A 20,828-nucleotide genomic window follows, 5' to 3' on the forward strand; every position below is an offset into this window, starting at 1 on the left:
ATTGTTCCGCCCAAAGGTCTTTTTAATTTTGTGGAGGTAATTTCCTCGCATTTAAAGTTACTCCCCGTACGCAAAGTTACTTTTCTATCAGCTAGTGTTACTCCCCGTACGCAAAGTTACTTCCCTGCATCTAAAGTTACTCCCCGTACGTAAGTCACTTTCCCGCATCTAAAGTTACTCCCCGAACGCAAAGTTACTTCTTTATCAGCTAGTGTTACTCCCCGAACGTTAAGTCACTTCCCCGGATCTAGTGTTACTCGACTGTACGCAAAGTTACTTCCCGCATCTAATGTTACTCAACGCAGGGTAGCACCCGTTTGCTGCGTAAGCTTGTTGGCGCTTTGGCATCCTGCTCGGGTGAGTCTTGATATATCGCACCAGATTTCCGCAGAGAGTGGGTTTGTTGCCGTGGAAAGTTTGGTTGTGATTCTAACGGAACGAGAAGCCGCTATTTCGCCTGAATGTGGTTAGTTGAAGGTCTAACGGAACCTGGTTCCGCTATTGTGATGAAATGGCGGCCAAAGGCATGGAAAAAAGCCCAATAAGGGCTTTTGGTTCCGTTAGCATCAGAAAAACTCGAATATATTGCGAATAGCGGCTCCTCTTTCCGTTAGCCATAAAAATTTGCCCTGGCAGCGCCGCATCCGGCCAGCCGAGCGCTAACAAGCCTGCGCACTACGCACGGTTCTTACGCTCGGCTCCGCAGCTGCGAGCAGCGGCAGAGCCGCCTGCCCTGCCACGCCTAGCGTGCATCTCGGCCGGCCCCCACAGGCCGTGCCTTGCGGCCACGCTCGCCAGCAGCGCCGTCTCCGCGGCCAGCGCCCCCGCGGGCACGCCCGCCGCCGCCAGCACCGTGCGCCCTGCGCCCCGCAGGGCTCCGCCGCCGCGCCCCGCAGGGCGATGCGCGCCTGCTACGCTCTCGTCAAGATCGCATAGCCGTAGGCTGGCAGCTTGACGGAGAGCGTGCCGTGCTGCACCGGCCACTCGCGGCCGTCAAAGGCGTCGACCCATGTCTCGCCAGCGGCTTCGACCTGGATCGTCTGGCCGACGCTGTCGTTGTTCAGCAGCACGAGCACCGATTGCTCGCTTAGGCGGCGCTCATAGGCCAGCTTGCTTCCCTTCGCTTCCGCAACGCAGAAGTGGATGGAGCCGGTGCGAAGCGCTGGCAGATCCTTCCGAATGGCAATGAGCTTCTGGTAAAAGGCGAACAGATCGCGATCCTGCTTGGCAGGGTCCCATTCCATGCATTTGCGGCAGTCGGGATCCTGGTCGCCGTCGAGGCCGATCTCGTCGCCATAGTAGATGCACGGCGTACCGCTGTAAGTGAACAGTAAAATCGCGGCCAGTTTCATCAAATCCTTGTTGCCCTCGCAGAGCGTGAGAAGGCGCGGCGTGTCGTGGCTGTCCAGCAGGTTGAAGGCAACTTCGCTTGCCTGCTGCGGGTAGCGGGACAACTGCTTGCCGATCGCATTCGCATATCCGGCCGAGTCCAAGGAACGGCGGACGATGAAGTCCAGCACCGCCTCGGTGAACGGATAGTTCATGACGGCGTCGAATTGGTCGCCCTGCAGCCATCCGGACGATTCATGCCAAATTTCGCCGAGAATGTACGCGTCCGGATTGGCTTTTTTCACAACCTTTCTGAAATCCCGCCAGAACTGGTGATCGACCTCATTAGCGACATCCAGGCGCCAGCCGTCAATCCCGACCTCCTTGATCCAGTACTCTGCCACGCCTAGCAAATATTCCTTCACCTCAGGGTTCTCCGTATTCAGCTTCGGCATATGCGGCTCAAAGGAAAACGTATCGTAGGTCGGCACCCCATCCTTAACCTGCAGCGGGAATTCGCGGACGACGAACCAATCCTTGTAGCGGGATTGCTCGCCTTTCTCCAGAACATCGACGAAAGGGGCAAACGTCTTCCCCGAATGATTGAAGACCGCGTCAAGCAGGACGCGAATCCCGCGCTCATGGCATGCTTTGACAAGCTTCTTCAGCGTCTCCGCATCCCCGAAATGGGGATCGACCTTCATGTAATCGGCCGTATCGTATTTATGGTTGGTGGTCGCTTCAAAAATAGGCGTGAAATAAATGGCGTTAATCCCCAGTTCGCTCAAATGATCGAGGTGATCGATGACCCCCTGCAGATCGCCGCCAAAAAAATTGTGCCGCTCCGGCTTGCCGCCCCAAGGGAGGACATTAGCCGGATCCAAGCTGGGATCGCCATTGGCGAAGCGCTCGGGAAAAATTTGATAGAACACCGCGTCCTTCACCCATTCCGGTACGGTAAATATATCCGCCGGATTGATGTAAGGGTAATCGAACAGCCGATCCGGAACGGCCGGACGCTCCTGCGAGAACTCGCTTTCTGTCATCCAGATTTGCTCCTCGCCCTTTTGCAGCAGGAACCCGTATTTCAATCGGCGGTATGGCGGCTTTACGACGCAAGCCCAGTAGTCGAACAACTCGTCGGAAGCCATTTTGGACATCGGAATCAATTCTTTGCTTTGATCCCATATGTATTTGTCGCCGGTAAAGGCATAGACATGGGTAAGGTCATCTTTTTTGGCCCGGAGGCGAAGGTGGATCGTCTCCCGGTCGTAGGCATAGGACCAGTTCAGTTTGGGACGGTGATAGACAGCTTCGAGCAGCATGCAAGATTCCTCCTAAACAATGAGTGATATGAGTACAGAAATCGCACGGAATGATTGGCTTAAGTATGGATCGAAATACGGCAATTCTATACTCGCAGGCGGATGATTCTCCTATCAAGCTGGTTTATGGATGAGTGGCGGGAAGGCGGAGCAGCTAAAAAAGGCACATCAAGGCCAAAAAGCAGCAGCCGAGGATGTACCTTAACGATAACAGCGCCTTCAGTTTCTATGCGTAAAACGCAGCACCAGCAAAGAGTTAACCGCATTCATGGTGGATTATAGCATTGTTCAAACCATTGCACAAGTCGAAAAAAAACCGCCTAAAATTAGAAGATAATTCTAATGATTATAACGCGTAATAAACCCGTAGAACCGCAATATACATAGATTTATAGACTAACCAGGCCAGGATGCAGCCCCGGGCAAGTTGGATAATTTTAAGATTTAGTGTGAAAACGTGAGATATTGGAAGTTATTTAGATTAAATAGAAGGTTACATGACATAAATGACAAGTGCAAACGTTTTTACATGAGAATTGATGTGTTGTATGATGTGGGCGAGGATAAAGCGCTTTCTAAGTGGGGGTTTGGTCAGGATTTCAAATGTATACATACTAAACAACCAGAATAGTCGCATTTTTTGAAATCGTTTGCGCAACTTCCGCATTTGTAAGCGTAATAAATTTTAGGAGGGGTTAGCTTTATGAATTTCAAAAAGTCATTTAGAAAAGCGCTGCTGCTGGTCGCTGTACTGACTCTGACAGCTTCCATGACCGCCTGCGGCACCAAGGGCAGTACTGGCGGGGGTGAAGGTGCGAATACTCCGGCGCCGTCAAATGCAGTAAATAACAAAGAAAATAATACCGCGGTACAGGACGGAGAACTGGTGCCGGAGGAAGGGGCGGAGCTTCTGGTTTGGGAGAGCAGAGAAGAGGTTCCCTTTACTGAGGAAATCGCCAGACAGTTCGAGGAGAAGTACGGCGTTAAGGTGAAAATTGAAGAAGTGGCCACTACGGATCAAGTGGGTAAATTAACGACGGACGGACCTTCGGGATTAGGCGCGGACGTGATCATCATTCCGCATGACCATCTGGGGAACGCTGCGGCATCGGGATTGATTCTGGCCAATGACGTCTTTGCAGAGGAGACGAAGAAGAACAACACCGAAGCTTCGATCATCGGCGCTACCTTCGAGGGAACGCTTTACGGTTATCCGAGAGCGGCTGAAACGACAGCTCTTTTCTACAACAAATCACTCGTTCCTGAAGCGCCAAAATCCTTTGAGGAATTGATTGAATTCGGCAAAACGTTCACGGATAAATCCAAAAAGAAATATGCCCTGATGTGGGAAGCTGGAAATATGTACTTCAACTATCCGTTTATCGCTAGCGGAGGCGGTTACCTCTATGGCGACAACGGCACGAATAAGGACGATATTGGTCTTGCCCATGAAGGCGTAGCCGAGAGTATGAAGGTGTATCAAAGCCTGGCCGAAATATTGCCGATCAAGAGCGGAGACATTAACCCGGATATCAAACGCGGCCTGTTCGGTGCAGGCGATGTAGCCATGGATATCAACGGACCATGGGAGGTTGCCGGTTACAAAGATGCTCTTGGCGACAACCTGGCGATTGCTCCGGTACCTACAGTGAATGGTAAACCGGCAATTACCTTCTCGGGCATTAAAATCTACACCGTAAGCTCCTTTGCGAAATATCCGAATGCGGCTAAATTGTACGCGCAGTTTGCAACGACCAAAGAAGCTCAGCTGCTGCTGAATGAGAAGATCGGCTCGGTGCCTACGAATCTGGAAGCGCTGGAGACCGACCAAATCAAGAACGATCCGATCGTATCCGGTTTCGCCGAGCAGGCTAAAAACTCGGAGCCGATGCCTTCCATTCCGGAAATGGCCAACGTATGGGCGCCTGTAAATGCCGCCATGGCCGACATTTGGGACAATAAAACCGACCCTAAGGCTGCCATGGAGAAAGCGATCACGCAAATCAAAGATCTGAACAACGGACTGGCTGCGGAGTAATTATAGGGCCTACAACGGAAATGAATTCACCCGTCGCGGTCTGCGGCGGGTAATTCCTTTGATGATCAAGGGAGAGGAGAAGGAGGAGAAATGAGCCGACACCGCACACGGGCAACAGTACTGTCGTCACTCTTGATGGGCCTTGGCCAAATCTATAACAAACAATATATGAAGGGCGCGCTAATGATGGCGTTCGAAGCTGCGTCCGTCATGTATTTTATCCTTAACCTGGGATATGCGTTTTGGGGAATCATCACTCTGGGCGAAACGCCGCGAACCGCTGCGAATATGCAGCCCGGGCAATATGATCACTCCATCTTTATTCTGATTCAAAGCTTGATTACGCTTCTGTATCTCATCGTATTCCTCGTCGTATATTACTTCAACATTCGGGACGCGAGAAAGATAGGCGCGCAGCGCGATGAAGGCAGACCGGTTCATAACTTCCGGCAATCGGTCCGTTATGTTCTCGACTATAAATTTGCGCAGGCGTTCCTGAGTATTCCCGCGATGGGTATACTGTTCTTCACGATCATGCCGATTATCTTCATGGTCATGATCGCCTTTACGAACTATTCCGCGCCAAACCACATACCGCCAGGGAAGCTGGTCGATTGGGTAGGCTTCGAAACGTTCAAAAACCTGCTTGCTCTCAAAACCTGGAGTCATACCTTTTACGGCGTGCTGACCTGGACGATCATCTGGGCGATTTTATCCACGGTGACGACTTATTTCGGCGGCCTGCTTGTTGCACTCCTGATTAATCAGAAGGGCATTCGTTTCAAAGGCTTCTGGAGAACGATTCTGATCCTGCCGTACGCGATTCCGCAGTTGATTTCACTGTTGGTAATGAGAAACATGTTTAATGGCGAGTTCGGCCCGATTAATCAGTATCTCGGTTATTTCGGCCTATCCGGATTGCCGTGGCTTACGGACCCGTTCTGGGCTAAGGTAACGGTGATCATTGTCAATATGTGGGTCGGTATTCCGGTATCGATGCTCTTGATCATGGGCGTGCTGACAACGATCCCTCGAGATATGTACGAAGCCGCCGAGGTGGATGGTGCGAGCGGTTATCAGAAATTCCGCATCATCACTTTGCCGATGATCCTGTTTACGACGGCTCCCACACTGATTGCGCAGTTTGCCGGAAACATCAATAACTTTAATATGATTTTCCTGCTAACGGGAGGAGATCCGGTCAAAGGGGACTACCAATATGCGGGTGCTACCGATTTGCTCGTTACCTGGCTCTATAAATTGACTTTGAACCAGAACAGATACAATATGGCTTCCGCAGTCGGCATTATCATATTCCTGATCATCGCCTCATTTTCGATCTATAACTATCGCAGAACGAAATCGTTTAAAGAGGAGGACATGATCCAATGAGCAGGCGAAAAATAGGTAATTACATACGATTGACGGCTAGTTATATCACGCTGGCGATCCTGGCCATCTGCGCCATTTATCCCGCCCTCTGGATCGTGTTCGGCTCGCTGCGTCCAGGGACATCGCTCTACAGCAAGACCTTGCTGCCAGAGACCCTTACTCTTAAGCATTATGTTGAGTTATTCAACTCCAGGACGATTCTGTTCCCGCAATGGTACATGAATACGCTGAAAGTGTCCGTATTCTCCATGCTGCTCGGCGTAACGCTGACACTGCTAACGAGCTATGCCGTGTCGCGCTTTCGCTTTAAAGGGCGGCAAAATGCGTTATCCGTTATTTTGGTACTCGGGATGTTCCCGGGCTTTATGAGCATGATTGCCATCTTTCTGCTGCTGAAGGAAATGCAGCTGCTCGATACGCATCTGGCTCTGATCCTGGTATATGCGGCAGGGGCTCCGCTAGGGATGACGCTGATTGCCAAGGGCTTCTTCGACACCATTCCGCGTTCGCTCGATGAGGCGGCCCGGATTGATGGTGCAAGCAACTTCCGGATATTTACATCGATTATTCTGCCGCTTTCCAAGCCGATTTTGACCTATATGGCCTTGCTGCAGTTTGTCGGTCCATGGGTGGACTTTATTTTTGCCAGACTGATATTGCGGAGCAAGGATAAATGGACGGTCGCCGTCGGGATGTGGGATATGGTTCAGGCCAATCAGAACTCGAACTTTACGATGTTCGCTGCCGGAGCGGTACTCATTGCCGTGCCGATTACGATTCTGTTCATGTTCATGCAGCGGCTGCTTGTGGACGGACTTACTTCAGGGGCCAGCAAAGGCTGATGCTGCCGTTAGGGTTCGAATAGCATATATATCAGACAGAAGGTATAGACTCGTTTATTTGGAGACTATACCTTTTTTGAGAATCCGACAATGGATATGAGTATTTCGAATTGTGTTCTTTATGAAAGGGTGACAACATCATGAAACGTGGGGGCCGGATTCAGCTTGAGTCGGTAGGCGTGAAAATATTTATCGTTGTATTTGCTGCAGTTGTGACTGTATCCGCCGTGCTTGGCATCAGTTCTTATCTAATGTCAAAACAGATTATTCGGGGGCAAGTAGGACTCGCGTCGTCGCAAGCGGTCGAGCAGGCAGCGGACAAGCTGGACTTTTTATTTGCGGAGTATGAAGCGATCTCGCGGCAGCTTGCCGTCGACCAAGTGCTGCGGACGGATTTGGAGACCGTCACCAACCAGAATGTTGACATCGTCAGGAAGACCGAGGCGGAGACGCGGATTCGCAATAAGCTGGACGCCATGCGGGGATCGGACGAACGCCTGGTAGGCATCAGGCTGATTTCGCCGGGTGATTTCTCGAATACATATGCCAGCTCAGGCGCTAGTCCACCGAGCAACGAGGATGCGGTGCAGACAAAGATTAAGGCGATACAGGATGCGCAAGGAAAGCCGCTATGGATTCCTGGACAGAAACGAGGCTTCTTCGAGACTTTCGCGAAGCCGTCGGTGACGATGGGGAGGGTGCTGCAAAACTTGAAGCACCCGGAGGCGGAATACATACTGCTGATTGAAATTAAAGATGAGGCATTGAGGCATACCCTTTCCAATTTAAAAATGGGCCGTTCCGGCGAGGTCCGCATTCTGACCGCCGATAACGTTATCGTTCATGCAGCAGATCCGGAGCTCATCGAGACAACATCCGATGTCGGCCTGGATGAACGGCAGCTGCAGATCGGGGAGGCCTCCTTTACGATGGAGGATGCTAACGGAGTTAAGCAGCTGGTTGTGTACAGGCAGCTCCAATCCGTGGATTGGCGTATTGTCGGGTACGCCCCAGAAAGCGACTTTCTTAGTGCAGCGGACAAGCTGATCTGGGTGACGGTGTTTGTTTTATGCTTCGCCGTGCTGGTCGCTTTGGCTATCGGGTATTATTTGTTCCGGATGGTCGGCAAGCCGCTCATGAAGCTGTGCCGTTTAATGGAGGAAGGGGAGCGGGGCAACCTGCGGGTACGGACGAACTTTAAGAGCCGGGACGAAATCGGTCAGCTGGGACAGAGCTTCAATAGGATGCTGGAGCAAATTTCACTGCTGGTCGTACGGACGAATACGTCTGCGGAAGAGCTTTTGATCAATGCGGAACACTTGGCAAAGGCTTCAAGGGATACATCCCAATTTGCCGGAGAAATCGCTTCGGCTACGGGAGAGATCGCTGCCGGTGCGGCGAATTTGGCGGTGGAGGCCGAGAAGGGTGTGGATATTGCTGGCGAAATCGGGCAGCAGATGGATTACGTCATGAGCCTGAACGCGTCCATGGATGCATCCGCCGGAAGAGTCAGTGAAGTCAGCCGGAAGGGTCGGGAATATATGGACAATCTCGTCGAGAAGACGGAATCGGTCACCCGAATGACCGGGCTGATCGAAGAGAATTCTGCGAAGCTGAGCCAGAGCACCCATTCGATCCGGAGCATACTTGCGCCGATGGTGGAAATGACGAAGCAGACAAATATTCTCTCCCTGAACGCATCCATTGAAGCTTCCAGAGCTGGTACGGCAGGCAAGGGCTTCGTGGTCATCGCCGAGGAAATCCGCAAGCTGTCGGCGGAGTCTAATGAAGCCATTCAGACCGTGTCGGCTATGACGGAGGAAATTCAGACGGCAATTGAGAATACGGTCAACGTCTTGATGCAGGTGACTCCCATGTTTGGGGAGCAGCTGCTGTCGGTGAAAGAAGCCTCGACGATTTTTCAGAATGTTGTGCAGGAAATGGAGCGGTTCGTGACCGATATCCAGAGCTCTTCAGCCTCCGTGCATGAGCTAAGGTCATCTCAGCAGGTGCTGTCCGAATTCATTGCCAGCGTAAGCTCTGTCGTTCAGCAAACGACGGCATCTACGGAGGAGGTCGCCTCCATGTCTTCGGAGCAGTTCAAAATTAGCGAGGAACTCGTCGAGCTGGCCAATCGGTTGGAAGGGCTATCGGAAACGCTGAAGCAATCGCTGAGTTCTTTTCAGATTGATTCTGATGGAGCGGTCTAATTATCGATTCAGGTCAGGCCATTCATTGCCTGGCCTTTTTGCTGCTTGGAATAAGCGAGTACGGGGCTGATGCTTTAAATAGGCTGCGCATATCATGATAGTGTCAGCCTCTTCCGGACTGGTTAAAACGTTGGAAAGGCATAGCTTCAATGAAATGGATACCATTCCCAATTATTTCTTGAATCGGACCAGTCCCTCCATGAGATATTAACCATGAATTGGTTCTGAAATATTCGCTTTACAGCAGAGGAAATAAGTGGGTTATATGGCTGTTCCACAAAGGGAATATGGGAGAAAATAGACGGTTATTTTATAATAAATTAATCCTACCCATTTAGTCGAGTTTGTGATAATATTACGTCTGTAAATGAAACTTAATACTGACAACCAGTGGTCAAATATTAAGTGAAAAGGGGAGTTTAACCATGGAAACTTTGCAAATCATACTTAATATAGCGGTTATGCTCGTACTGCTTGGTCTTCTTTTCTGGATGCAGAAGAAACATATCTCTTTCACAAAACGGGTGTTCACCGGTCTGGGGCTGGGCATTCTGTTCGGTGTTGCGCTGCAGCTGCTCTTTCCATCCGGTTCCGCAGTCATCGGCAAATCGGCAGACTGGTTCAATATTGTTGGCCGCGGATATGTTGGTCTGCTGCAAATGGTCGTTATTCCGCTGATCATGGTATCGATCATTTCCGCCATTATGAAGCTGAAAGGGAAGCAGAATCTCGGCAAAATCAGCGGACTGATTATCGCCGTATTGCTGATCACGACGGCGATCGCCGCATCGGTCAGTATCGTTACTACACTCAGCTTCGATTTGAAGGCGCTGGAGATTCCGGCGGGAGACCGTGAAATCGAACAAGGCGCGAAGCTGGAGCAGCGTCTTGGGGATGTGGCGGACAAGACGATTCCACAGCAGATTCTCGATTTCATTCCGAAGAATCCTTTTGCTGACATGACGGGAGCACGCAGTACTTCTACGCTTGCGGTCGTTATTTTCTCAGCGTTTATCGGCGTGGCGGTGTTGGGGCTGGACCGGAAGAAACCGGAGCAAGCGGAAATGTTCCGCAAGATGGTGGATGCAGTGTATGCCGTCGTCATGCGCATTGTTACGCTGGTGCTCAGGCTGACGCCTTACGGGATCCTTGCACTTATTACGAATACAGTAGCTACGACGAATCCACAGGAGATCCTGAAGCTGATCAAATTCGTCGGAGCATCCTATGTGGCTCTGATCGTTATGTTCATCATTCATCTTATCCTGCTCGCTATCTTCGGATACAATCCGGTGCAATATGTTAGAAAAGTACTGCCAACGCTCGTGTTCGCCTTCACTTCGCGTTCGAGCGCGGCGACGATTCCTTTGAACGTCGAGACGCAAACGAAGCGGCTGGGCGTGCCTGACGGCATTGCCAACCTGTCGGCTTCCTTCGGGGCGACGATTGGCCAGAACGGCTGCGCCGGCATTTATCCGGCCATGCTGGCCGTCATGATCGCACCAACGGTTGGCATTAATCCTATGAGCTGGGATTTCATTCTGACGCTGATCCTTGTCGTTATGATCAGTTCCTTCGGTGTAGCTGGCGTTGGCGGTGGAGCGACCTTTGCATCCTTGATCGTCCTGTCGACGATGAACCTGCCGGTGGCTCTGGCTGGGCTTCTGATCTCCGTCGAGCCGCTGATCGACATGGGACGCACGGCGCTGAACGTGAATGACTCCATTACAGCCGGCGTCATCACCGGTAAAGTGCTTGGCGAGAACGATCTGGAGGCCTTCAAACGCAATGTCGATCTTGATGTTGCCCAGGCATAAGGCTTACTGGATAAGAACAATTGAATTTAGATAAGACAGCCTGGGGATAATCTTCTCAGGCTGTTTTTTTATGAACAAGCCAGAGAGAAACAGGAAGAAATTAACTGTGAAATCGGCTTGATTTTGGTATTCTTGAAAATAAGGGTAAATGGAGAGAACGTTATCTTATTGCTTGCTAAGTATTTGCACAATAGGGTTTTAATTCTTGATACTTTTTGCCTGGAACGCCGTATATAATATTATCATTGCGGAAAGGTGGTGTATCGGTAGATGCATACATGGGTTATTTGGCTGATTGCCGCCGGAATATTGTTAGTGCTTGAAATGATGACCTTGACCTTTTATCTCCTTTGGATAAGTGTCGGGGCGGGGGCGGCTGCTTTGGTTGCCTGGATTGCCCCGGATGCTTTCCTGCTCCAGGTCATCACAGGCTGCGTCATCGCTCTCGTGCTGACGGCATTTACGAAACCGCTGGCGAAGAGACTGCGGGCGTCCAAAGGTTATGAGGATGCCGGTACGGAACTTGTGGGAAAACAGGGAGTCGTGGTGGAAGCGATTGAACCGGGCCAGTATGGCATCGTAAAAATCGGTGGAGATACTTGGAGCGCCACATCTACACAGCAGATTGGCAAGGATGAGCTGGTACGGGTAATGAAACGTGGAAGCAGCATAATTGAAGTAGAACGATGGGAGGAATTCATTTAATGGAATGGGCGATTATTGTCGTTATTGTCGTCGTCGTATTTGTCTTTATTTCACTTACTGTCAAAATCGTGCCTCAACAGCGCGTCGGAGTCGTGGAGCGGCTCGGTAGATTCCACCGCTTGCTGACGCCGGGTCTCAACATTCTGATCCCTGTCATCGACCATGTTCGGATCTATCACGACCTGCGGATCCAACAGGCCAACGTGCCTCCGCAAACCGTGATTACGAAGGACAACGTACAGGTTCAAATCGATACGATCATTTTCTATCAGGTCGTCGGACCGGAGCAAGCGACGTACGGCATTTCTGATTATGTATACGGCGTTCGCAACATCACGACGGCAACGATGCGTCAAATCATCGGTAAGATGGAGCTCGACGAGACGCTGTCTGGACGGGAGAAGATCTCTTCGGATATCCGGATTGCCCTTGACGAAGCAACCGAGAAGTGGGGCGTGCGCATCGAACGCGTAGAGGTTATTGACATTAAGCCTCCGCTGGATATCCAGGATGCGATGGATAAGCAAATGAAGGCCGAGCGGAACAAGCGTGCGATCGTTCTCGAGGCGGAAGCGGCGAAGCAAGACATGATTCTTCGCGCTGAAGGGGATAAGCAGAGTAAAATCCTCAAAGCCGAGGGTGACAAAGAAGCGCGTATCCGTGAAGCGGAAGGTTTCCGTCAAGCTCAAGAGCTGGAAGCGCTCGGGGAAGCCAAGGCGATTGAAGCGGTTGCAGCAGCTGAGAAGTCTAGAATCCAGATGCTGCGTGAAGCTGGCCTGGATGAGCAGGTGCTTGCATACCGTTCCTTCGAGGCATTAACCGAAGTGTCCAAAGGACCTGCGAACAAAGTGTTCATTCCTTCGAATGCGATCGAAACGCTGGGCAGCATTGGCGCGATTGGCGAAATGTTCAAAAACAAAGAAGGCAAGAAATAATCGTTGCCTAAATTATAAGAGAAGGGGCTGCCCAGAAGTCATCATAGACGACGGAGGGGCGCCCCTTTTTTTTAGAGAGCTGTGCGTTTCACTGGAATCCATTTCTTCTTTGCCTGTATTCCGTTCTATAGCTTATCTTATATAAGCTTACGGACTCTAACGTTAAGCTTCCGAACATTAAGCTTCCGAACATTAAGCTGCCAAAGACTAAGCTGCCGCAAACTAAATGGAATTCATGTATCTAATTATGCTCTAAACGAATGTTTCAGGGAATTAGATGGATTTTATGCACTTAAAATCAAAAATCCGGCCTACGATGGACAGTTCCCTTCTTCTAACGACATGATATCCATTTAAATTTACTTTCCTTTCGTTGCCGCAGAATCTAACTACCATAAATCCATTTACAACGAGAAAATCCGCGATTCATGCTCGGCCGATTCAGCTCGGCGTAAATAGGTAGAGAGTGTTGGTCACATTAAGGGCAACCGGTCGTTCCGCAAATGAGCTCGTAACTTTTTTAAGAACATTAGATTAATATCAAATTGATAATCATCAGCAAGGATAAGGACTAACCCTTCAACTACATGCAGTGCATTCGCATAGGCATGATATAAATCTTCTTTATCTAACCTCGAGGTCATTGAAGCATACTCACCATACGCCATTTCGGAAAGATCAGCTTCTAAGTTTTTTGTAGCGTTAAGCCAGCGTTCCACGTTCTTTTCACGAATCCTGATTAATTGTAAAACGTACTTTTGAACATATGTCAGACATTCCAGCGAACGTGCAATTTCCCCTCTTTTTAAAACATTGATGCCCATGATCCATGCGTTCACAAAATTATTAAAAGCAAAATTGACATTTTCATTTGTCATTCTTTCTGGCCCGTCACCCTTTAGATCATCTAAACATGCTTTTAATTTGCCTGTTGTATCATAAATAAACATGGATTCTGTGTCAGGGAACACACCTGTCTCTTTAAATGTCTTAATAACTTCAATCTCAGATTCTGGCTGGAAATGAAACTCCCCTCTAATTAAATTGGAAAACACGACAACCTCAGTTCCAAATTCATTAAAAAAGAGCAAATCATAAGGGGCAATATCTTTCATCCAGTCTGAAGACTCAAACTGCCCCATCTCCGTATTTTTTAAATAGACATAAAACTCAACATCCGAGTATATGTCCCCTTCACCTTTTGTAAACGATCCATACATCATGCATGCAGAAATACGTGGATCAGTCTCACACTTTTTTTTAACTACATTAATTAATTTTTCCTGGAATAGCATATACAAAATAACCTCCCAATTTTTTAAATAATTAAAGGGAATTTTGCATATTTACTACGGGGCAACATGAGCAGCACATATCTAATGCTCCTTTCATTTACATCCCATTTTATCATATCAAACTTATGAATATGCCGACAATTAGGCGAGAAAAGAGGATATATGTTCATGTATTGAACATAATATCCTCTTGTTAGCTTAGCCTATTTAACTCAAAGGGACTATTTTGCTTGTAGATGCGATGGGGCGATTATTTGTTTTTATCGGAGGACAGCTGATCCTTCAAACGCTGCAGCTCCTCGTTTACAGCCGGGTCATTGTCAGGGTTCGCCGTATCTGCGGAGAAGGGGCTATAGCCGGATTTTGCCATGGTGGCCTCCCATTCGGAAATTTTCTCTTCCATGCGCTCGAAGCCTTTTGCTGCAGCTCCGCTAAAGGTGCCGTAGCTGAAATTCGGGCTTTCCGTGCTGCTGGATTGCTCCACCTTGCGTGCGCGTTCTGCCAGCTCTTTGCGTTTTTCTTTTAAGCGGGCCAGCTCTTCCTTTGCTTCCTTCAAACGCAGCTCCAATTCGAACACTTGGCTCTCGGCCTGCTTGGCGTTAGCCGCGAATTGCTCAGCCTCGTCTTGATAATGGATTTTGGCTACGGCGGCGCGGCGGGCAGCTTCTTCATTACCGGAAGTTAACGCATCCAGCGCCTTTTGTTCTTGCAGCTGGGCATTACGTGCAGCTTCAAGGCTCTTCTGCTCACTCACTTTAGCGGCAGTTTTGCGCTCGCGAAGCAAATTCTCTTTTGCGGCAATATCCTCTTCCAGGTTTCTTAAGTACTGTCCTGTCATCAGGATCGGATCCTCCAGTTTGTTCAGTACCTCGTGAATCGTTGCTTTCGTCAAGTTGGATAGTCTGTTCAATATGCTCATGTTCAGGACTCCTTTTTATTGTATATTTTTAACAGCTTAAATCATGAATGGGGTTAAAAAATGTTAGAATTTCGAGTAATGCTCATCATAACCGTAATCGTTGTAATCGTAGTGCAGGCCGGCAGGTTCCTTAGGAACGATCAGGCTGGCGATAAGGTAGATGGCCACGACGGTGCCGAAACTGCAAATCGCTGCGACCAGGGCAATTAGACGAACTACAGTCGAATCTATGTTGAAATAGCGGGCAATACCTCCGCAAAGACCGGAAATTTGCTTATCTGTTCTCGAACGGTACAATTTCTTCATCATACTTCACTCACTTTCATATATTGTCATCGGGATGGTGCAATCCGTTGTTTATGACTTTATTTTATCGATTTTTCGGGAGGGGCATAACCGGCTGGGGACGGTTTTTGACCCCGACCATAGTCGGGTTGGTTCCTCGCCAGAAGGTGGGGGGGCAAGCAGCAACAAATATATAAGCGAAGGAGTGGACCGCATGCGGATCGCAGTTCTGCATGGAAGTACGAGAGAAGAGGGCAATACGGAGGCGCTGACGGAGATTGTGCTGGATGGGCTGGAGCGGACGGATATTTATCTGCGGGGGAAAAGGATAAAGCCGATTCATGACCAAAGGCATGAGGAGGGCGGATTCGACCCTGTCGACGACGATTATGACGGTATCGTTCAAGAGGTGCTGGCGCACGATATTCTCGTGTTCACTACACCGGTGTATTGGTACGGACCCTCGGGGATATTAAAAAACTTCATCGACCGCTGGTCGCAGAGCCTTCGCGACACCCGGTATAATTTCAAAGAAGCCATGGCGAAGAAGGAGGCCTATGTTATCGTCGTGGGGGGAGACAATCCGCGGATCAAGGCGCTGCCGCTCATTCAGATGCTTAAATACACTTTCGATTTCGTGGGCATGCCGCTGGAAGGTTATGTTATCGGCAAAGCCAGCAGGCCTGGCGATATTAAAGGCGATTCACGGGCGATTGCGGAGGCGCAGTGGTTAAACCGCGAGTTGAAGAAAAAGGCCGGTTGTTAAAGGAAAACAAGTGATCAGGGTTTAACTCTTGTAAATTGGGCTCCAGCGGGGTAGAAGCGCTTGGGCCGGCGGTATTAGCACCGCGCGAGGCTCCCGGCGCGCGGTGCTTGGCGTTCCGAAATTCGGCCGAGTGGCGTTCTCGCATTATACAGACTTAACATTGCAGGATTATGATAAGCGTATGGTTAATTATATTTTGTGAAAGTACACAGAAGAGAAGCTTACAAGGGGCAAGTGCAAGCATAACAGAGAGAACGCAGGGAGGACGGGTATAATATGACCAAAGTGATTAATTTTGCGCATCGGGGCGCGGCGGGCCATTGTCCCGAAAATACGATGATCGCTTTCAAACGTGCTTTGGAGCTAGGGGCGACTGGGATCGAGACGGATGTACAAATGACGAAGGACGGGCATCCGGTGCTGATTCACGACGAGACACTGCATCGCACGGCAGGTTCTCCGGAGTGGGTCAAGGATGTCACGCTGGCGGAGCTGTCAACGAAGGAGGCGGGGTCGTGGTTTCACGAAGATTACTGCGGAGAGAGAATCCCGACACTGGAGCAGTTGCTCGAGCTTGTTGAGCCGCGCGACACGATCATTAATTTGGAACTGAAAAATGGGGTTGTCCAATATCCAGGACTTGAGAGCAAAGTAATAGACATGGTTCGCCGTTTCGGATTGTCCGAGCGCGTGATTATTTCCAGCTTCAATCACTATTCGCTTGTGGAGTGCAAGCGGATCGCTCCAGAAATTCGCACCGGGATTTTGTATATGGAAGGGCTGTACGAGCCATGGGAATATGCGAAGCGCATCGGTGCGGACGCCTTGCACGCCTTCCAGTACGCCGTCATTCCCGAGTTTGTCGCCGCGGCTTCGGAGCAGGGCATACCGTATCATCCGTTCACGGTTAATGAGCGGGCCGAAATGCAAGCGTTGATCCGTGCAGGCGTTGGCGGGATCATTACGGATTATCCCGACCGTTTGGCCGAGCTTCTGACGGCTGAAGGGGGTTAATGGGATGAGAAAAACGTGGCTGCTCGGTCTCGGCTTCCTCAGCATCAGCATGACGTGGGCGCTGTATAATGCGTTTGTGCCGCTTTTCTTGGCCAACTATTTAAAAAGCGCTGCCATGATCGGCTTCATGATGACGATCGATAATTATTTTGCCATGTTCCTGCAGCCGTGGATCGGTCACCGCAGCGATAAGACGCGCAGCAAATATGGGAGGCGGATGCCTTATTTGCTGATCGGCATGCCGCTTGGCGCCGTGTTTGCCACGTTGATCCCGCTACATACCGGTTTTGTTGCCTTAGTGCTGTTTATGGTGCTGATGAACCTTTCCATGAGCATCTTCCGTTCACCTACGGTGGCGCTCATGCCGGACATTACGCCGGAGAACAGCCGTACCCAAGCGAATGGAATTATTAATTTCATGGGCGGTCTCGGCTCGATTCTAGCTTTTGGCCTTGGCGCGCCGCTATACAAGCAGGCTCCGTATTTACCGTTTCTGTGTGCCGGGCTGGTTATGCTGTTTTCTCTAGTCATCCTGAAGAGCTTCATTAAGGAGCCCATAGCTCTGACAGGTTATGGCGACGGCAGCAGTAATCCGTTCCAGACCGAGAGGGAGACCCGCAGCCCGATACGAATCAAAGATCAGTTCGACCGCACGACATTGTTCATTTTAGGAGCGATCTTTTTCTGGTTCGTTGCTTATCAAGGGGTGGAAGCGCTGTTTACGCTCTATGGGACAAAATATATCGGCATGAGCGACAACGACGCGGCCTTCTCACTAACGTTCTTCTCCCTGGCATTTCTGGCATTTGCGCTGCCCAGCGGATGGCTTGGCGCCAAATACGGCAAGAAGAGAATCATTGCGCTTGGCGTGCTGGGCTTGTTCGTCATTTTCGGCTCGATCGTCTTCGTAAAGTCTGTGCTCCTCCTTCGAGTGCTGCTGGTCGTCGGCGGGTTGTTCTGGGCCTGCATCAACATTAACTCGTACCCGTGGATCGTGGCGACGGGGCGGGAGGAGAGCATCGGGACGCGAACCGGGATTTATTACTTCGTTTCCTCGCTGGCAGCCATCAGTTCCCCGCCTGTGCTCGGCTGGATCATCGATATGTTCGGTTATCCGGCGCTATTCGCCAGCGCTTCGCTCGGGATGCTGCTGGCCGCGCTCTGCTTGATTGGCGCAAGGAATGACAACCGCTCCGCAGGTACGGGAGCCATCGACCAGGCTCCGCCGGCGATTCAATAGCTTTTAGGACATGAAAAAACTCGGCGCCAGCGTCATTTGACGTAAGCGTCCGAGTTTTTTGAGTTTCTTGCACCTAGAGATTTAGGCGGATTTCTTCCTGCCGCTAATCGCAAGGCCTAAGGCAATTAACGAGATCAACAGGGCGGCCGACGCCAGCACGATAGTCCATGTGCTGGCAGAGCTTGCGCTTTCTGCAGCTTCCGACACAGCTGCAGCGCTAGTCTCGGCAGCGTCGGTGCTGCTGTGTCCCGCTGTATTTTCAGCGGCATTTTCTGCTTGCCCGGCGTTGCCGCTGGTGGCTTGATCCTGGTCGTGATCGTGGCTGTGCGAGTGGCTCGCGCTGTCTGCGGCGGAACCGGCATCTGGGCTTGAAGAGACTGTGGTGATGGAATGCGGCTTCTCGCTGCCTTCATCCCCTGTCCACTCGACAATGCTGCCATCGCTATAGTACTGGTAAGCATCCCATGCCAATTCGGCATCGCTGTCTGGATTTTTGGCGACGAAATCAAACTGTTGGAACTCGCCAGGCTTAATGCCCTCGCCCTCTGACGTCCAGGTGACGACAGTAACTTTACCCGAGCTGTCTTTCGTTAGCTCTACCTTCCAGTCCGGAATGGCGCGGTATTGCTTGAAATCCAGGCCTTCGGGAATTTTCAGGGACACTTTGACCGTAGGAATGTCTTTCTCAACGGGAACCTTGATCGTGTAAGTCTCCCAGGCTCCGGGAGCTGTGGTGCCCGGTTTGACGGTGACGTGCGCGCTGGCGATGCTGGCAAACAGCAGCAGGCATGCGGCCAAGGCCGGAGCCAGAGCTATTGCTTTTGTAAGCATGGCGGAAAAGGATTGAATTTTTTGTTTCATAACGCTGAAAATCTCCTTTGCAAATTTTTATTTATAGTGAAGTTAGAAATCACTTGCTGCCGACTTGAAAGGTGAAGCTGCAATCAACCGTATCCAGCGATGACAACAGAATATGAACGTGAAGCCTCCAACTGCCGCCCATCGTCACGATCGTATTTCCGCTTAGCGGGATAGAACCGTTCTTTCCTGGGATTGCAAGTTCGATCGTTCCCATGTCCATGTCGAGGGAGGTTAGTGTTAGCGTAATTTGCTCGATGCCGTTTAGCGGTTTCTGCTCGCGATCCAGGGCGGTCACCTCAATACGGTTCTCGCCGACGGTATTCGGCGATACTTGTACAGAGATGTGGTAGCCGTCCGCGGTCACGGCTTTCAACTGAATCGGACCCGGGCTGGACAGAGCCGTCGGCATATTCGATAAAATTGCAGCCAGAACGAGCACGATCAATCCGGTCACGAATTCGATCCACACCCCACGGCCCAAGGGCCGGGTCCGCCTGCGGCCGCGCATGAACGCGGAAAGGCCAAGAGCCAGCATAACCAGCGTCAGTCCGCTCTTAGCAAGGAGGATGAGCCCGTAATTACTGTGCAGCAGCGCATACCATGTAGGTATATGGAGCATACCGGCGTAGACCCCTGAACAGAGCAGCATAGCAACGCAGCCTGCAGCGAGAATAGAGAAGCGGCGGATAGCCTCCCAATATAATTGACTCCTGGAGCCGGATGAGCTTCGCGTTGCTTCTGCGGCAGCAGGCAGCAGTAAAGCGAGCGAGAGCAGCCCTCCCAGCCATAGGAAGGAGGAAGCCTGGTGCAGGAAGTTCATGGCAATGGCCATACTTCTTCCGCTCGCGGCCGCGGCATGGCCGATAAACGATTTGGCGAGCAGAATGCCAAGAGTGGTCAAGAGTGCGGCCGCCGCGGTCAGGTCCGCTGCCAAGCGGCTTTGTTTTTTCGTAAAAATAATAAGTGCGGCGGTCAGTCCGGCCAGCATGAGCAGCAGTATCATTTCGGCAGTCCAGGCCTTACCGAATGAAGTAAGGCTGAGCGTGTCCTTGATCCATGCCGGGTTCCAAGCTTGGCTCCACGGAACTCCGGCATCGCTCGCCGCCTGCTGCGGCAGGCTCAGCCCGATTCCGGCTGCAGCCAGGAGGAGAGATAGAATGAGAAGCTGTTTGCTTCGCTGCCACACCGGCGACTTTGCCAAAGCATAAGGATGATTCTGGAGTCGTCGGGCAGCAGATTCAGCATTGGAGCTGCGTTGCGGCAAGAGCAGCAAATGAAAGAGAAGCACGCCTATATATATGGCTAAGCCGCTATATTGGAGCCAGCGAAGAAGAAGGAGGCTAAGCTTGGGCCAATCCTGTCCTTGGCTACTGCCGGGTTGATTCGCATCCGCAGGATTGTGGGCGGCTGCTGCGGCATCCCCGATGATAAAAGGGAATGTTCCGGTAACCGTATGGCCATCGCTGGACAGCACTTTGTAATTTACGGTATAAATTCCGTCCGGCAGCTCAGGCTTCAGATCCGCGATTAATCTGGCCGAATTGGCGTCATCCATTCGGGATTCTCCTGCGGTGGCTTGCTGGCCGGATGAATCGGTGACTTGAATCGAGTGAAACGCCTGTTCGATCGGCTCGTTAAAGGTAATGCTGACCTGGGCGGGAGCTTCCTCGAGCACTTCGTTCTCTCCGGGAGAGGATGCTACAACATAGGCATGGGCGGATACGGATGCAGGAAGGGAGAACAGAAGGCAGTAGAGCGTGAGTGCAATTAGCGCCTTGGCTGCGTGCCGTTTTTTCAATGCAGGGATCACTCCTTTTTACTAAATTGCAATAACATATTTCACAATGCACTTCAT

Annotated in this window: 16 protein-coding genes; 10 read left to right on the plus strand and 6 right to left on the minus strand. The window is 50.8% G+C overall.

What is annotated here, in order from left to right:
* Positions 1–911: 911 nt before the first annotated feature.
* On the minus strand, positions 912–2,654 hold the full coding sequence (locus MKX50_RS02995) for an alpha-glycosidase (RefSeq protein WP_339158379.1): 1,743 nt from the start codon (positions 2,652–2,654) through the stop codon (positions 912–914).
* A gap of 703 nt (positions 2,655–3,357) precedes the next feature.
* Between MKX50_RS02995 and MKX50_RS03000 the strand changes: the two genes are divergently transcribed.
* The 7 genes from MKX50_RS03000 (at position 3,358) to MKX50_RS03030 (ending at position 12,593) form a co-directional block, all read left to right on the plus strand.
* Positions 3,358–4,692, plus strand: coding sequence for a maltose ABC transporter substrate-binding protein (locus tag MKX50_RS03000; RefSeq protein WP_213590985.1), 1,335 nt, complete (start codon positions 3,358–3,360; stop codon positions 4,690–4,692).
* A gap of 90 nt (positions 4,693–4,782) precedes the next feature.
* On the plus strand, positions 4,783–6,084 hold the full coding sequence (locus MKX50_RS03005; protein ID WP_339158380.1) for an ABC transporter permease subunit: 1,302 nt from the start codon (positions 4,783–4,785) through the stop codon (positions 6,082–6,084).
* Positions 6,081–6,926 (plus strand): sugar ABC transporter permease, encoded by an 846-nt coding sequence (locus MKX50_RS03010; protein WP_339158381.1) that lies wholly within the window; start codon positions 6,081–6,083, stop codon positions 6,924–6,926. The genes MKX50_RS03005 and MKX50_RS03010 overlap by 4 nt, the downstream gene beginning before the upstream one ends.
* Positions 6,927–7,066: 140 nt before the next feature.
* On the plus strand, positions 7,067–9,136 hold the full coding sequence (locus MKX50_RS03015; protein WP_339158382.1) for a methyl-accepting chemotaxis protein: 2,070 nt from the start codon (positions 7,067–7,069) through the stop codon (positions 9,134–9,136).
* A 425-nt stretch (positions 9,137–9,561) separates the two neighbouring features.
* Positions 9,562–10,953, plus strand: a complete 1,392-nt coding sequence (locus MKX50_RS03020) for an L-cystine transporter (protein WP_213590988.1) — start codon at positions 9,562–9,564, stop codon at positions 10,951–10,953.
* Between the two features lie 270 nt (positions 10,954–11,223).
* Positions 11,224–11,658, plus strand: a complete 435-nt coding sequence (locus tag MKX50_RS03025) for an NfeD family protein (protein ID WP_213590989.1) — start codon at positions 11,224–11,226, stop codon at positions 11,656–11,658.
* Positions 11,658–12,593 carry an SPFH domain-containing protein gene (locus tag MKX50_RS03030; protein ID WP_244996412.1) on the plus strand — a complete coding sequence of 312 codons (936 nt, stop codon included), beginning with the start codon at positions 11,658–11,660 and terminating at the stop codon, positions 12,591–12,593. The genes MKX50_RS03025 and MKX50_RS03030 overlap by 1 nt, the downstream gene beginning before the upstream one ends.
* Positions 12,594–13,066: 473 nt before the next feature.
* Here MKX50_RS03030 and MKX50_RS03035 read toward each other — a convergent pair whose 3' ends face one another.
* The 3 genes from MKX50_RS03035 to MKX50_RS03045 all read right to left on the minus strand — a co-directional run bounded on the left by MKX50_RS03035 (position 13,067) and on the right by MKX50_RS03045 (position 15,116).
* Entirely contained in the window at positions 13,067–13,888 is an 822-nt protein-coding gene (locus tag MKX50_RS03035) for a nucleotidyltransferase (RefSeq protein WP_339158383.1), read from the minus strand.
* Positions 13,889–14,138: 250 nt separating this feature from the next.
* Positions 14,139–14,807: a PspA/IM30 family protein gene (locus MKX50_RS03040; RefSeq protein WP_339158384.1), complete on the minus strand. Its 669-nt coding sequence runs from the start codon at positions 14,805–14,807 to the stop codon at positions 14,139–14,141.
* Positions 14,808–14,870: 63 nt separating this feature from the next.
* A complete protein-coding gene (locus MKX50_RS03045; protein WP_306422049.1) occupies positions 14,871–15,116 on the minus strand; it encodes a PspC domain-containing protein in 246 nt (81 codons plus the stop codon).
* Positions 15,117–15,306: 190 nt separating this feature from the next.
* Between MKX50_RS03045 and MKX50_RS03050 the strand changes: the two genes are divergently transcribed.
* The 3 genes from MKX50_RS03050 to MKX50_RS03060 all read left to right on the plus strand — a co-directional run bounded on the left by MKX50_RS03050 (position 15,307) and on the right by MKX50_RS03060 (position 18,112).
* Complete coding sequence (locus MKX50_RS03050; RefSeq protein ID WP_213590993.1) at positions 15,307–15,858, plus strand: NAD(P)H-dependent oxidoreductase; 552 nt, start codon at positions 15,307–15,309, stop codon at positions 15,856–15,858.
* A gap of 276 nt (positions 15,859–16,134) precedes the next feature.
* Positions 16,135–16,872 carry a glycerophosphodiester phosphodiesterase gene (locus tag MKX50_RS03055; RefSeq protein WP_213590994.1) on the plus strand — a complete coding sequence of 246 codons (738 nt, stop codon included), beginning with the start codon at positions 16,135–16,137 and terminating at the stop codon, positions 16,870–16,872.
* 4 nt (positions 16,873–16,876) lie between these two features.
* Positions 16,877–18,112 carry an SLC45 family MFS transporter gene (locus MKX50_RS03060; RefSeq protein WP_213590995.1) on the plus strand — a complete coding sequence of 412 codons (1,236 nt, stop codon included), beginning with the start codon at positions 16,877–16,879 and terminating at the stop codon, positions 18,110–18,112.
* 81 nt (positions 18,113–18,193) lie between these two features.
* Here the strand turns inward: MKX50_RS03060 and MKX50_RS03065 are convergent, their stop codons facing one another.
* Both MKX50_RS03065 and MKX50_RS03070 read right to left on the minus strand, forming a co-directional pair.
* Complete coding sequence (locus MKX50_RS03065) at positions 18,194–18,973, minus strand: YcnI family protein (RefSeq protein WP_213590996.1); 780 nt, start codon at positions 18,971–18,973, stop codon at positions 18,194–18,196.
* A 49-nt stretch (positions 18,974–19,022) separates the two neighbouring features.
* Positions 19,023–20,771, minus strand: coding sequence for a copper resistance protein CopC (locus MKX50_RS03070; RefSeq protein ID WP_213590997.1), 1,749 nt, complete (start codon positions 20,769–20,771; stop codon positions 19,023–19,025).
* Positions 20,772–20,828: the final 57 nt, after the last annotated feature.

Origin of the sequence: Paenibacillus sp. FSL W8-0186 (assembly GCF_037969765.1) — a bacterium.
Taxonomy (GTDB): domain Bacteria; phylum Bacillota; class Bacilli; order Paenibacillales; family Paenibacillaceae; genus Fontibacillus; species Fontibacillus woosongensis.

Bases quoted from the DNA above. Each gene is read 5' to 3' on its own strand.
- MKX50_RS03030 (WP_244996412.1), top strand. From the start codon at position 11,658: ATGGAATGGGCGATTATTGTCGTTATTGTCGTCGTCGTATTTGTCTTT.
- MKX50_RS03060 (WP_213590995.1), top strand. From the start codon at position 16,877: ATGAGAAAAACGTGGCTGCTCGGTCTCGGCTTCCTCAGCATCAGCATG.
- MKX50_RS03055 (WP_213590994.1), top strand. From the start codon at position 16,135: ATGACCAAAGTGATTAATTTTGCGCATCGGGGCGCGGCGGGCCATTGT.
- MKX50_RS03000 (WP_213590985.1), top strand. From the start codon at position 3,358: ATGAATTTCAAAAAGTCATTTAGAAAAGCGCTGCTGCTGGTCGCTGTA.
- MKX50_RS03020 (WP_213590988.1), top strand. From the start codon at position 9,562: ATGGAAACTTTGCAAATCATACTTAATATAGCGGTTATGCTCGTACTG.
- MKX50_RS03050 (WP_213590993.1), top strand. From the start codon at position 15,307: ATGCGGATCGCAGTTCTGCATGGAAGTACGAGAGAAGAGGGCAATACG.
- MKX50_RS03010 (WP_339158381.1), top strand. From the start codon at position 6,081: ATGAGCAGGCGAAAAATAGGTAATTACATACGATTGACGGCTAGTTAT.
- MKX50_RS03035 (WP_339158383.1), bottom strand. From the start codon at position 13,888: ATGCTATTCCAGGAAAAATTAATTAATGTAGTTAAAAAAAAGTGTGAG.
- MKX50_RS02995 (WP_339158379.1), bottom strand. From the start codon at position 2,654: ATGCTGCTCGAAGCTGTCTATCACCGTCCCAAACTGAACTGGTCCTAT.
- MKX50_RS03005 (WP_339158380.1), top strand. From the start codon at position 4,783: ATGAGCCGACACCGCACACGGGCAACAGTACTGTCGTCACTCTTGATG.
- MKX50_RS03015 (WP_339158382.1), top strand. From the start codon at position 7,067: ATGAAACGTGGGGGCCGGATTCAGCTTGAGTCGGTAGGCGTGAAAATA.
- MKX50_RS03065 (WP_213590996.1), bottom strand. From the start codon at position 18,973: ATGAAACAAAAAATTCAATCCTTTTCCGCCATGCTTACAAAAGCAATA.
- MKX50_RS03025 (WP_213590989.1), top strand. From the start codon at position 11,224: ATGCATACATGGGTTATTTGGCTGATTGCCGCCGGAATATTGTTAGTG.
- MKX50_RS03040 (WP_339158384.1), bottom strand. From the start codon at position 14,807: ATGAGCATATTGAACAGACTATCCAACTTGACGAAAGCAACGATTCAC.
- MKX50_RS03045 (WP_306422049.1), bottom strand. From the start codon at position 15,116: ATGATGAAGAAATTGTACCGTTCGAGAACAGATAAGCAAATTTCCGGT.